Raw genomic sequence first — 12,440 nt, 5'->3', positions numbered from 1 at the left:
GGTGCGTAGCCTTGGTCGGAGTCTCGCGTCCAGTCATGGCCACCACCTCCGATTTGCATGTGGTGGAGACACGTCCCTTGGTGGCCCCTGCTGTGTTGCATCAGGAGCTGCCCATGGACGCGGCGGCGCTTGAAACCGTGGCGTCAGCCCGCCGTCGTATTCAAGCGATCCTCAGTGGCCGTGATCAGCGTCTGCTGGTGGTGGTGGGCCCCTGCTCTGTTCATGACGTCAAGGCTGCCCGGGAGTATGCCCAGCGCCTGGCTCCGATCCGCGAGCGCTTGAAGGATCAGCTCGAGGTGGTGATGCGGGTGTATTTCGAGAAGCCGCGCACCACGGTTGGTTGGAAGGGACTGATCAACGACCCCCACCTCGATAACTCCTATGACATCAACACCGGTCTGCGGCGGGCCCGGGGACTGCTGTTGGATCTCGCCCGGGAGGGGATGCCTGCTGCAACGGAACTGCTCGATCCCGTTGTTCCGCAGTACATCGCTGATTTGATCAGCTGGACCGCGATCGGCGCCAGGACGACGGAAAGTCAGACCCACCGTGAAATGGCCTCAGGGCTGTCGATGCCGATCGGCTACAAGAACAGCACCAACGGCAGCGCCACCATCGCGATCAATGCCATGCAGGCGGCAGCCAAGCCGCATCACTTCCTCGGCATCAATCGCGATGGTCATGCCTCGATCGTCAGCACCACGGGCAATCCCTACGGTCACCTCGTGCTGCGCGGCGGCAGCCAGGGCAGCAATTACCACTTGGAGGCTGTGCAGGAGTCTGCAGCCGAGTTGAGCAAGGCCGGTCTGCAGGATCGTCTGATGGTGGATTGCAGCCATGCCAACAGCAACAAAGACTTCCGCCGACAGGCGGAGGTGCTGGTCAGCGTTGCCGAGCAGTTGCGGGGGGGCTCCAACCACGTGATGGGCGTGATGATCGAGAGCCATCTGGTGGAAGGCAACCAGAAGCTCAACGCCGACCTGACGCAGCTCACCTATGGCCAGAGCGTCACGGATGCCTGCATCAGCCTCGAGACCACCGAAACCCTGTTGGAGGATCTGGCCGCGGCTGTGGCCAGTCGCAAACAGACGGTTACCGCCTGAGCATCAACGCCTTGGTTCAAACCACCAGTTGACTCCACAGCACCCCCACACTGAGGGGAACGCTGAGGTTGTCGAGACCGCGCCAGCTGAGCTGCTCCAAACCGGTTGCCATGGCCACCATGCCAAGGGCTGCTGGCAGGGACAGGTCCGCCCCCGACCATCGCGCCAGGCCGATCAGCACCAGACCTGAGACAACGGCCATGGTCATCGTGCCGACGCTTGATTTGGTCTGACCAAACAGAACCCACTTCGGGGACGCGACGTTGCGGCCGACCAACCCTGCAAGGCCATCCCCTAAGGCCATCACGAGAACCCCGGCGGACACCGCATCGGCTCGGGTTGGCCAGAACAGCAGAAGCAGCGTTGTGATTGCGATGCCGTAGGCGATGGTGCCGTAGCTGTTGCGATCAACATCCTCAACGGCGGGGATGAAGCGCCATTGGTGGTTAATCGTCGTCAAAACGGTGATCACCGCCGCAACAGGCAGGGCAACAACGGAGGGAATTCCAAAGGACCAGGCCAAAGGAACCACGGCTCCGGTTCCGATGTGCACAATTTTTCGGCTTAGTTCCCGTTGGTTCGGCCGAAGCCGGCGGCACAACACCGCGCCTGCTATCACCATCGCCATCCAGGTCAGGATGGCGATGGGTCCGGTGATGGAAAGCAAGTGGCTTAGGCGGCTTGTTGGTGGTTGGTCATGGCGCGCAGCTTGAGAATCGCTTTGGCCTCCAGCTGTCGGACGCGCTCACGCGACACATTGATCTGACGACCGATCTCGGCAAGGGTCAGAGGTTCTTCACCACCAAGGCCGAACCGCAACTTCAGAATCTTCTGCTCGCGCTCGTTCAACTGCGAGAGCCAGCCCCCCAGATGTTCCTTCTGGATGCTGCGATCCATCCCCTCCATCGGTTCTTCACCGTTGGGATCCGGGATCAGTTCACCCAGGGTGCTGCGATCTTCCTCGCCACGAGCATGGGCATCCAGGGATGCACAGGGTGCGCTCTGGGAGATCAGATCCTCCAGTTCCCGGGGCTCGATGCCCATGGCACTCGCCAACTCCAGCCGATTCGGTTGACGACCGAAGCGGTGGGACAGCTCCCGGGAGATGCGACGCATCTTGGAGAGCTTTTCGCTGATGTGGATCGGCAGGCGAATGGTGCGGGCACTGTTGTCGATGGCCCGCGTCATGCCTTGGCGAATCCACCAGTAGGCATAGGTGGAAAATTTGTAGCCCATGGCGGGGTCGAACTTGTCGACCGCTCGCTCCAGGCCGATGGCACCTTCCTGAACCAGATCGAGCAGCTCCAGGCCCTGGTTCTGGTATTTCTTCGCCACGCTCACCACGAGGCGGAGGTTGGCGGCCATCATCCTGTCGCGGGCCCGTTTGCCCATGCGGATCTTGTGGCGATGCCGGGAGGTCAGCTCCTCTTCCGGTAGCTCCTGAAGTTGCTTCATCGCTTGCACATGGTGTGCAAGTTCGATCTCTTCAGCTGCTGTCAGCAAGGGGATGCGTCCGATGCTGCTCAGATAAAAACCGATGGAGTCGGTGGCAAGCCGCCCTCCTTGTCGAGTCGATGGTCGACGTCCGGTGGACGGCAACGCAGGTTCCTGCCGGGACGACTGTTTTGTCGTGCCGGAAGATTCCAGAGGGATCCCCATCACCCTGGTCTCCTGAATGAATTTGGGCTGAACTTAGCACCAAGCAACAGTGCTGACTGTTTCGAATCGAAAGAATTTCAGGAGCTGAATCTTTGGGCTTTCAAAACAACTGATTCGGTCGTGATCGTGGTGGCTTTAACTTTGTTTTTGAAGGAATGTTGTATCGGATGTCACAGACGCAATCCCTTTGAAAACCAAAAGAATCACAAGGATTGGATGCCGCTGCTCCATTCCTTGATCAATTGAATCTGGGAATTGCGTTCCGAGGTGTCGTTTTCGGGTTTGCGCTGCACAAATGTGCCGTCGCTCTGCATGTCCCAGGCGGCCTGGTTGTCATTCAAGTAAAGCTGCAGCAGGCGTTCCAGTTTCTGGCGATGCTCGGGGTCTTCGATCGGTGTGACTGCTTCAATGCGGCGGTCGAGGTTGCGGCTCATCCAGTCGGCACTGCCGATGTACACCTCCGGTGAGCCGCCGTTGGCGAAGGAAAAGATTCTCGAGTGTTCCAGGAACGGGCCGATGATGCTGATCACGCGAATGTTTTCACTCAGTCCTTCACATCCGGGATAGAGGCTGCACATGCCGCGAATGATCAATTCGATCGTCACTCCGGCTTGGGAGGCTTCATAAAGAAGTGCAATGATCGTTGGGTCCACCAGGGAATTCATCTTGGCTCGGATCACGGCTTCTCGGCCCTGCTGAGCATGTTCAATTTCGCGGCGAATTAACAGCTCCATGCCTTTCCGCAGGGTGACGGGGGCCACGAGCAGGCGACGAAAACTTTGCTGCTTGGAAAAACCGGTGAGGTAATTGAACAGTTCCACCAGGTCTTGACCCAGTTCCTGGTTGGCGGTGAGCAGGCCCAGGTCGGTGTAGAGCTTGGAGGTTTTGGAGTTGTAGTTGCCCGTGCCGATGTGCACATAGCTCTGCAGCTTGTCTTTCTCCTTGCGCACCACCAGAACAGTCTTGGTGTGGGTTTTCAGCCCCAGCACCCCGTAGACCACATGCACTCCGGATTGCTCCAGGTGCCGGGCCCATTGAATGTTGTTGTCTTCGTCAAATCGTGCTTTCAATTCCACCAGTGCCATCACCTGCTTGCCGTTTTCGGCGGCACGGATCAGTGCAGCGATGATCGGCGAGTCTTTGGAGGTGCGGTAGAGCGTCATCTTGATGCCCATCACCTGGGGATCGTCCGCTGCCTGGTTGATGAACTCTTCGACGGTTGTCGAGAAGAGGTCATAGGGATGGTGCAGAAGGATGTCCTGACGGCGAATCACCGAGAAGATCGATCTGAACTCATCCGGTTTGATTGCTCCCTCGTCCAGCAGGTGTTGCTGACTGCGGGCTAGCGCCGTCGGTGTCTGACCTCCGTGGCTTTGGCTCTTGAGTTTCGGCAGCGGTAGGGCAGTGAGGCTGAGCAGGTCGTCCAGGCCCAGAGGACCATCAATCACATAGAAGTCTTCCTCTTCAACGCTGAGTCCTGTCATCAGCATCTCCACCACGTCCTGAGGCATTTCGTTGGGCACCTCGAGGCGCACCACTTCACCGCCCATGCGTCGCTTTCGCAGTCCCTGTTCCAGGGCCAGCATCAGGTCATCGGCTTCCAGATCCCTCAGTTCCAGATCCGCATCCCGCGTCACGCGGAAGAAGTAGTGCCCCTCGATCGTCATGCCAGGGAACAGCTCCTTCAGGTTGAAGGCGATCACCTGCTCGAGGGCGATGGCGGTGTGAACGGGTTTGTGCTCCTGGCCGCTCAGATTCGAGGGGATGGCGATGAAGCGAGGCAGATTTTTCTGGGGAACTTTGACCCGGGCAAATTGCCGTTGTCCTGTTTCCGGATCAACAACCACGGCCGCAACGTTGAGGCTCAGGTTGCTGACGAAGGGGAACGGATGGGCCGGGTCCACAGCCAGCGGTGTGAGCACCGGAAACACCGAGGTCTGGAAGGTGTCGTCAACCCATTGGCGTTGGTCGTCGTTCAGCTGTTTGTAATCGAGCAGCTCAACCTTGTGTTCCAGCAGCTTCGGCCTCAGGTGCTGGCGGTAATGCACCTGTTGCTCTCGCAGCAGGGGAATCAGCCGTTCCCGGATCGCCAGCAGCTGCTCCAACGGCGATTTGCCATCCTCACTTGGCTTGCTGACGCCCGCCTCCACCTGAGACTTCAGTGACGCCACGCGAACCATGAAGAATTCGTCGAGGTTGTTGCTGAAGATGGCGCTGAACTTGGCTTGATCGAGCAGAGGTGTGCGCGGATCCAGGGCCTGGGCCAGCACCCTTTCGTTGAAGGCGATCCAGCTCAGCTCCCGGTTGATGTAGTGCTCCGGGGCTAAGGCTGCTGCGCACATGGGCTGAACGGCTCGGCGCTGGTGTCGTTAGCCGAAACGTAGCAATCAGGACTGGCTTGGTTGTGTGTCGGAGATGTCCGGCAGAGGGCTGCCGGCCACCAGGCCGATCACGATCACCAGCACGGTTGCCGCAGCTGCAAACGGGCTCACTGGACCCAGCAGGTCGTAGCTGAATCCCGCCAGGGGAGGGCCGAGGAAACTGCCCAAACTTTGCAGGGCTTGCAGGCTGCCGAGGGCACTGCCTTGCCCTTCCCGACCCAGGCGCCGTGACACCAGGCTACGCAGGCTTGGTGTGACCAATCCGGTGCCCAGGGCCAGGATGCCGACGGCAGTGAAGATGGCGCCCGCCCGATCGGATGCACCGACGCTGGGGATCAGCAGGCACCCAATGATCACCAGGCCGAGGCCCAGCAAGGTCAGACGCCATTCGCCAAACCGTTTCACCAGCGGTCCGATCAGCCCTCCTTGCACCACAGTGGCGACCACCCCCACCACCAGGAAGGCGGTGGTGGCGAGCTCAGGGCCCCAGCCGAAGCGCTGCTTGAAATAGAGCACCAGGATGGCGGTGAAGCCGTTGAAGGCCAGGAAGAAGAGGAAAAAAGCTCCGCACAGTCGCCCCACGCTGGGGTTCATCAGCACCTGGCTCAGCCGTGCAAACGGATTGAGGTCGCGTTTTCTGGGCAGGTTTTTGCGGGATTCCTGGGGGTGGGTTTCCGGCAGCAGATTGAGCACCACCAAGAGGTTGAGTGCAGCGAAGCCTGTGGCCACCCAAACGGGAAGGGACACGGCCACCCGGGCCAGTTGTCCGCCAACGAAGGGGCCAAGGATGAACCCCAAACCAAAGGCCACGCCGATCAAGCCGAAGGCACGGGCTCGCTTGTCGGGAGGCGTGATGTCGGCGAGCACGGCGCTGGCTGTTGCTGCCGTACCGCCACTAATGCCGTCAATGATCCGTGCTGCGAACAACAGCAGCAGGGGCAGCAGGCTTTGGCTGGGCCATGGCAGTGAAACCGTCACGGCAAACAGGCCGAGCCCCACCACGGATCCTGCGACGCAGATGCTGATCACGGGGCGGCGGCCGTAGCGATCACTGAGTGCTCCGATCAAGGGAGTGACGAGGAACTGCGCCAGGGCATAGCTTCCCGCCAACAGTCCCAGGGTTCGTCCGTCTGGGGCGAACTGGGCCAGGAGAAAGGGCAACAGCGGAAAAACAATGCTTTCGCTGAGCCGGTCGTTGAGCAGCGTGAGAAACGCGCTGAGCAGTGTGGGAATCCGAGGACGCTGCAAGCTTGCTGCCACGCAGGAGAGACTCACATTCCCACAAGCGGCTCCATGGCTTTGCGTCCGATCGCTCCGGAGGATCACCCGCTGTTGCGGGAGATCTATGCCGACGCGATCGAATCTCAGGCTCCCCTCCTTTATTCAGATGAACAAGTCAGGGCCTGGGCGGCTCTGGCCTGGTTGCCTGGTGTGCTCGATGCGAGTTTTCGGGAGGGCTCGGGATGGCTCACCACTGATGGTTCGGCCTTTGCGATCCGCTATCCGGAAGATCGTCTCTCGCTGCTCTACTGCCGTGGTTGTGCCTCGAGGCGGGGGCATGGCAGTGCCCTCCTGAAAAGGATTGAGGCGGATGCGCTGGCGTCCGGCGTTCAACAATTACGAACGGAGGCCAGCCAGTTCAGCCGACCGTTGCTGGAGCGACGGGGCTGGTGTGTGGAAGCGCCAGAGACGATCCTGATTGGAGGCGTTCCGTTCGAGCGCTATCGGATGGTCAAGCTGTTTTGCCAAGCGCAGAGTTGATCAAGCTGGGCTTGGGCCTGGCCCGTCTCAAGAACGGATGCTGCCCGTTGAATGCCCTGTTCCAGGGAATCACTGCAGCCGGCGAACCACAGATAGGCGCCGGCGTTCCAGCGCAGGGCGTCGCAGAGAGGGCCTTTGTTCTGAAGGGCGTTTCGTGCCTGCTCAGCCCAGGTGGTGTCGTCAGCCCATTCCACGTCGGCGTCGTGACAGCCATGGTCACGGGGGTGCAGGATCAATCGCTCCGCTTTGCCATTCCGCACCCGGGCCGTGATGCAGGCTCGGCCGATGGGCAGGTCGGTGCCTCCTTCTAACCCCTTCACGGTGAGAACATCGGTTTCGCCGGCTTGCTTGAGGGCTTCCCAGGCGCGGGCTTCTGTTGGTGGGTGGACAAAGCCACTCACAAGGAGGTGGTCGCCTTGGTGGGGTGTCCAGAGCAGTTCCAGGCTGGCAACCGGGGGTCGCTTGCCCAGTTCCTCGCGGTAGCCGATCAGGGTTTCCGCGATGGGGAAATGATCCGGCTGGTGAATCAGGGCGAAGCCGTTCTGATGGAACCCGTCTGCAACGGCGCTGATCGGCAGACCTGTGAGGTCGAGATCGAGAAGGCGGAACAGATCAACAGCGGTGACGCCGTATTTGATCGGCATCCGGTCACCGCCCTGCAGAACCACCGGCTGACCACAGGCCAGCAGCACCAGCGCGGTGAGCGGGTAAATCGGTGCCGTGCGCGTGCGCCCGTCGTAGGGCATGCCGAAACACAACGGTGCTCGACTGCCAGCAGTGGATTGCAACACCGGGCCATGGGCTCGGTAGGTGTCGAGCATCCCCGTGAGTTCCTGGGGTTCGGGCCGTCGGATGCGATGGGCAATCAGGAAGGCGCCGATCTGTGCGGGCGTCGCTTCGCCCTGCAGCATCAGCTCCATGGCATCAGCCGCTTCCTCGCGACTCATGCCTTTGCTGGTGTGTTCACCGCTTCCCACCTTGCGCAGGTGCTGCTTGAAGCGGTCGCGGCCGGAGAGAACTGCGCTCGTCAAAGGTCCGGCCTCTAGCTGTGATCAGTCTTCAGGAGTGACTGACCCGGCAGGGGTAGCAATTGCTACGAAAGCTCAGGGCCTGCTCAGCCGGGAAAGCCCCTCGAAACTGCCATGGCGTGGGTGCTGCGGGTGGTGGCGTCCTTCGGCGTAATAGAGCCGCTCCAGCATCAGTTGGGGAGCAGTGGTTGGCGGAAGGAATTGCGCCTGCAGCAGGGTTGCCATCGATTGGAAGAATTGGCTCATTGCAATTTTCTTCTGTAAAACAAATTTCCCCGATCAAGAGCCTGTCGGCTGTGCTTGTTGCTTCAAAACAGGCTGTTGTTTTGTAGTTGATGCTTCATTGTTCAGTCAGCGTTTGCGCAACAGTTTCTCTGCTGCTGAGACGTTCCTGCTTGGAATGCTGTTTTTGAGGCGGCTATAACAATTTTTCGTTCAATCATGACTGTTTCAGCTGTTCCCTCGACCCCGTCGTTGGCAGCTCCTTCCCAGGAGACCGTCACAGCCACCTTGATGGCTGCCAAGAAGGCCAAGGGCATGAGCTTTGCTGATCTGGAAGCAGCCCTGGGCCTCGATGAGGTCTGGATTGCTTCCTTGTTCTATGGACAAGCCACAGCTTCAAAAGAAGAGGCTGAAAAGCTGGCTGAGCTGCTCTCCCTTGACTCAGCCATCACCGCCGCTTTGCAGGAGTTCCCCACCAAGGGAAGCCTCGATCCAGTGATCCCCACTGATCCCTTGATCTATCGCTTCTACGAGATCATGCAGGTCTATGGCATGCCCCTGAAGGATGTGATCCAGGAGCATTTTGGTGACGGCATCATGAGCGCAATCGACTTCACACTCGATGTCGACAAAGTGGAGGATCCCAAAGGTGATCGCGTCAAAATCACCATGTGCGGCAAGTTCCTGCCTTACAAAAAGTGGTGAACATTCAAGCGTCTTGATTGAAGACATCAAGCCCCGCCATCGCGGGGTTTTTTTATTGGCGGAATTGTTGGCTCAGTTGGGTGCTGGCCATTTTCCGTCGAACGTCGTCATTCAGCTTCTGGCTTAACTCCAGCAGGCAGCGCTGACTGGAAGGTGTGGCGATGCAACCGAGCGCGCGGAAGGCGGCCTCGGCAACAGGCAGGGAACCATTTCCACACAGCTCTGCCAGCTTTTCGCTGATCAACACGCCATCGCGGCGTTGCAGAACCCGAATGGCGGCCACAACGACTGGATCGCGAAAATCATTCAAAACCTCTTGGCAGAACTGCAGCAGTTCACCGTCGTCTAGGCAATGGGATCGGAAGCTGAGCAGTTGAAGACCGGCAAGTCGGTGCAGTTGGCCCGGGTGATGCAGGCAATTCACCACCACCGATTCGGGAACTTCGGCACCCCAGCAGGCGAGAGCCTGAACCACCATCAGGTTGGCGTCCTCATCGTCTGAGGTTTGCTCGAGTTGAGCCAACAACCAATCGCGGGCTTCGCTCTGGTGGCAGAGTCCTGCCGCCATCACCAAATCGGGCAGAACCCCGTGGCTGGCAAGGAGGTCTTGGATCACGGGCCAGCCGCGCTCGGCCTGCATCCCCAGTTTTTCGCAGAGGGCTCGCCGCAGATCAACAGAAAGGCTGGGGGAGTAGACCTCCCCCAGCCAAGCGGGCTCCAAAGGAGCGCGTCGAGATCGGGCGAGCCGTTCCCAGAGAACGGCTTCGTCGTTCATGGATGGATCAGCGGGCACCCAGTTCAGCAGCGAGCTCACGCTCCAGCTTTTCATCGTGCTCGGTGGGCAGCACGTTATCCATCGGAGTGCGATGGGTGCTGTAGAAGAGCATGCCGATAAACACCATGCCGCCCACGATGTTGCCGAGGGTGACAGGCAGGAAGTTCCAGAAGATCACCTTGGTGAAGGGGACGCCTGAACCGAGGATCGGTCCAGCAGTGTGGAGGAACTGGTTCACCACGATGTGCTCCATGCCCATCGATTGGAAGGCGGTGATCGGAAGCCAGCAGGCCAGGATTTTGCCGGGAACGCTCTTGCTCACCAGAGCCATGGTCACGCCCAGGCAAACCAACCAGTTGGCCACCAGTCCGCGCAGGAAGGCGAGGAAGAAGCCCATGCTTCCCAGGGCCTCGTACTTCTTCTCAACGTTGATTTGATTGAGGGCCATGATCTTCTGGGCCACGGCATCCCAGATCGGCGGGCCGACGTTGTCAGCAGCGCCATCCATGGTGCCGCTGGTGAGGCTGATGGCCATGATCACGGCCACAACGGCGGTGCCGATCCAGTTGCCGATCCACACCCAAACCCAGTTGCGGAACGTGGCACCCCAGGTGCTCTTGCCGGCCCAGGTGGCCATCGGCAGCAGGGCGAAGTTGCCGGTCACCAGCTCCATGCCGAACAGCACGATGCTGGCGAATCCGAAGGGGAACAGCAGCGAGCCCACGAAGGGGGCTTTGACGGTGATGCCCACGGTGAGGGCCAGGATCACTGCCAGTCCAAGGATGGCTCCGGAGTAAAAGCCACGGATCAGCAGGTTCTTCACGCTGACCGTTGATTTTTTGCCGCCGGCGGCAATCATGCCGTCGACAAGCTCATTGGGTAGGACGTAGTCCATCAGATGAGATTGAGAGTTGTACGAAGGTTTTGATGTCAGCCGCTGATGCGGTTCATCAGGCGGGAGAACAGATCAGGGCTGCCGCCCTGACGGTTGATGGCGGCTCCGTCGCGACCACTGGCGCTGAGCCAGTTGACGAAACGAGAGAACACGTCGTTGCGGTTGGCCATGACGGTGAGGGGAAGTGGTCGATGCGGGGAGCCGTGACTTCAAAAGGAAGCGTCACGGCAACCGCAGCGACCAGGCCTTCGAGGTGGCCCCGAACTTCTCGATCAACACCTCTTTGAGAGCGGTCTTGATCTCATCGGCCGGGATCGCCTTGCGGTGGATTTCGCCGACCGTCGGATTGGCACCCTGGGAACCACCGATGGTCATCGTGTAGCCCTCTCCCATCACGCCTTCACTGTTTTTGGCCTTGGTGCCGGTGAGGCCAATAGCACCCATGTAGGCCTGGCCGCAGGTGTTGGGGCAGCCGGTCCAGTGGATCTTCAGCTCTTCAGGAAGATTGAGCTCTTGGTCGAGTTCCTTGGCTGCTTCCAGGGCTTGATCTTTGGTGTTGGTTAGCGCGAAGCCGCAGTAGGTGTTGCCGGTGCAGGACACCGTTCCTGCGGAGATATGACCGGGCTCCAGCGGGAAGCGTTGCACAAGGGCGTCTGCCTTCAGGGCGTCCTGCTTGTCGTTGGGAAGGCCAACGAGGATGACGTTCTGATCTTCGGTGAGACGCACCTCACCACTGCCGTAGTTGAGGCTTGCGGTTGCCAGATCCTGCAGATCTTGGGCGGTCAGGCGACCCACCGGAACGTGTAGTCCGGCATAGGAAAGCCCTTCCTGTTTCTGAGGATGGAAGCCGTAGTGGGAGCGGGGCGTGGTGTTGAACACAGAGCCCGGGTCTGGGGTCAATGGACCGAAGAGTTCTTCCACCTGGCTGCGGAACACGTCGTGGCCCACTTGATCTAGGTAGAGCCGGAAGCGGCCTTTGGGGCGCTTGTCGCGCTCACCGTTGTCACGCCAGAGCCGGATCACGGCATCGGTCATCTTGCAGATTTCCTCAGGCTTCACCCAGGCGTTCAGGGGAACGGCATAGGCGTTCATCTGCGATGACAGAACACCGCCGATCCAGACGCCAAATCCCATCACTCCATCCCGTTCCACGGGGTGGAAAACGATGTCGTTGTGGAGCAGGAAATTGTCCTTTGCACCGGCAACGGCGGTGTTCCACTTGCGGGGCAGGTTGGAATACTCCGGGTTGCCCTGACAGTTGTTGGTGAGGAAGTTCTGCAGCTCGGTGGTGTAAGGCCGCGTGTCGACGATTTCGTTGGGATCAATACCGGCGATGGGGTTGCCGGTGACGTTGCGGGGGTTGTCGAAGCCGGATTGGATCGTGCTGAGGCCGGCTTCCTTCAGCCGCTTGAGAATTTCCGGCAGGTCGCCCAGCAGCACACCGCGCAATTGCAGGTTCTGACGGGTGGTGATGTCGCAGCTGCCGTTTTCGCCGTAGCGCTCGACGATGGAGCCAACCACCCGCAGCTGATCGGCCGTCAGCACACCATTGGGCACCCGCAAGCGCAGCATGAATTTGCCTGGCGTTTTCGGACGCCAGAACATGCCGTACCACTTCAAACGCAACTGGAGGTCGGTTTCATCCACCTGCTCCCAGCCGAGCTCGGCGAATTTTTCAATTTCGCTGCCGACCAACAGGCCATCTTTGGCCGCCTTGTTCTGCTCGATCTTGTTGAGCTTCTTGCCATCCAGGTAAGCCCTGGAGGGAGAGCTAATGGTCATAAGTCGAATAACGATTGGGCGGATTGATTGCTCAAAGACGAGGCGCGAATCAATCGAGATGGCCCGAAGACCGGCAACGCTTCAAAACGAAGGGGAGCGTTGGGTTGACTGAATAAACACTGCGACGGC

General features: G+C 59.7%; 13 protein-coding genes. 3 read left to right on the top strand and 10 right to left on the bottom strand.

The window, feature by feature from the left end; genetic code table 11:
• The first annotated feature begins 35 nt into the window (after positions 1-35).
• Entirely contained in the window at positions 36-1,103 is a 1,068-nt protein-coding gene (locus tag SynTAK9802_RS12305) for a 3-deoxy-7-phosphoheptulonate synthase (protein ID WP_186496546.1), read from the top strand.
• A gap of 16 nt (positions 1,104-1,119) precedes the next feature.
• On the opposite strand, the gene SynTAK9802_RS12300 is transcribed toward SynTAK9802_RS12305, so the two are convergent.
• The 4 genes from SynTAK9802_RS12300 to SynTAK9802_RS12285 all read right to left on the bottom strand — a co-directional run bounded on the left by SynTAK9802_RS12300 (position 1,120) and on the right by SynTAK9802_RS12285 (position 6,403).
• A complete protein-coding gene (locus SynTAK9802_RS12300; protein ID WP_255487775.1) occupies positions 1,120-1,770 on the bottom strand; it encodes a diacylglycerol/polyprenol kinase family protein in 651 nt (216 codons plus the stop codon).
• Positions 1,771-1,775: 5 nt separating this feature from the next.
• On the bottom strand, positions 1,776-2,762 hold the full coding sequence (locus SynTAK9802_RS12295; protein ID WP_186496545.1) for an RpoD/SigA family RNA polymerase sigma factor: 987 nt from the start codon (positions 2,760-2,762) through the stop codon (positions 1,776-1,778).
• Between the two features lie 203 nt (positions 2,763-2,965).
• Positions 2,966-5,104 carry a polyphosphate kinase 1 gene (ppk1, locus tag SynTAK9802_RS12290; protein ID WP_186496544.1) on the bottom strand — a complete coding sequence of 713 codons (2,139 nt, stop codon included), beginning with the start codon at positions 5,102-5,104 and terminating at the stop codon, positions 2,966-2,968.
• Between the two features lie 45 nt (positions 5,105-5,149).
• Complete coding sequence (locus tag SynTAK9802_RS12285) at positions 5,150-6,403, bottom strand: MFS transporter (RefSeq protein ID WP_244272346.1); 1,254 nt, start codon at positions 6,401-6,403, stop codon at positions 5,150-5,152.
• A 33-nt stretch (positions 6,404-6,436) separates the two neighbouring features.
• On the opposite strand from SynTAK9802_RS12285, the gene SynTAK9802_RS12280 reads away from it, so the two are divergent.
• Positions 6,437-6,904 (top strand): GNAT family N-acetyltransferase, encoded by a 468-nt coding sequence (locus SynTAK9802_RS12280; RefSeq protein ID WP_186496543.1) that lies wholly within the window; start codon positions 6,437-6,439, stop codon positions 6,902-6,904.
• Here the strand turns inward: SynTAK9802_RS12280 and SynTAK9802_RS12275 are convergent.
• Positions 6,865-7,935: an anthranilate phosphoribosyltransferase family protein gene (locus tag SynTAK9802_RS12275; protein ID WP_186496542.1), complete on the bottom strand. Its 1,071-nt coding sequence runs from the start codon at positions 7,933-7,935 to the stop codon at positions 6,865-6,867. The two genes, SynTAK9802_RS12280 and SynTAK9802_RS12275, sit on opposite strands and share 40 nt — an antisense overlap.
• Positions 7,936-8,007: 72 nt before the next feature.
• Positions 8,008-8,178: a cyanate hydratase gene (locus SynTAK9802_RS12270; RefSeq protein ID WP_115161001.1), complete on the bottom strand. Its 171-nt coding sequence runs from the start codon at positions 8,176-8,178 to the stop codon at positions 8,008-8,010.
• Between the two features lie 228 nt (positions 8,179-8,406).
• On the opposite strand from SynTAK9802_RS12270, the gene cynS reads away from it, so the two are divergent.
• Positions 8,407-8,859: a cyanase gene (cynS, locus tag SynTAK9802_RS12265; RefSeq protein WP_114988782.1), complete on the top strand. Its 453-nt coding sequence runs from the start codon at positions 8,407-8,409 to the stop codon at positions 8,857-8,859.
• Between the two features lie 52 nt (positions 8,860-8,911).
• On the opposite strand, the gene SynTAK9802_RS12260 is transcribed toward cynS, so the two are convergent.
• The 4 genes from SynTAK9802_RS12260 to SynTAK9802_RS12245 are packed head-to-tail and all read right to left on the bottom strand — an operon-like array spanning position 8,912 to position 12,311.
• On the bottom strand, positions 8,912-9,688 hold the full coding sequence (locus SynTAK9802_RS12260) for a HEAT repeat domain-containing protein (RefSeq protein WP_255487774.1): 777 nt from the start codon (positions 9,686-9,688) through the stop codon (positions 8,912-8,914).
• Entirely contained in the window at positions 9,642-10,529 is an 888-nt protein-coding gene (locus SynTAK9802_RS12255; RefSeq protein WP_115131399.1) for a formate/nitrite transporter family protein, read from the bottom strand. Before SynTAK9802_RS12255 ends, SynTAK9802_RS12260 begins: the two co-directional genes overlap by 47 nt.
• Before the next feature lie 35 nt (positions 10,530-10,564).
• The gene (locus tag SynTAK9802_RS12250; RefSeq protein ID WP_006851080.1) at positions 10,565-10,699 is read right to left on the bottom strand and encodes a hypothetical protein; all 135 of its coding nucleotides are present in this window, start codon (positions 10,697-10,699) and stop codon (positions 10,565-10,567) included.
• A gap of 52 nt (positions 10,700-10,751) precedes the next feature.
• Positions 10,752-12,311 carry a ferredoxin--nitrite reductase gene (locus tag SynTAK9802_RS12245; RefSeq protein ID WP_186496540.1) on the bottom strand — a complete coding sequence of 520 codons (1,560 nt, stop codon included), beginning with the start codon at positions 12,309-12,311 and terminating at the stop codon, positions 10,752-10,754.
• Between the last annotated feature and the right edge of the window lie 129 nt (positions 12,312-12,440).

This window comes from Synechococcus sp. TAK9802, from assembly GCF_014279535.1.
In the GTDB taxonomy this organism is placed as follows: Bacteria; Cyanobacteriota; Cyanobacteriia; order PCC-6307; family Cyanobiaceae; genus Parasynechococcus.
Note: the sequence above shows the minus strand (reverse complement) of the source record. Positions and strands in the feature narration are given on the sequence as shown.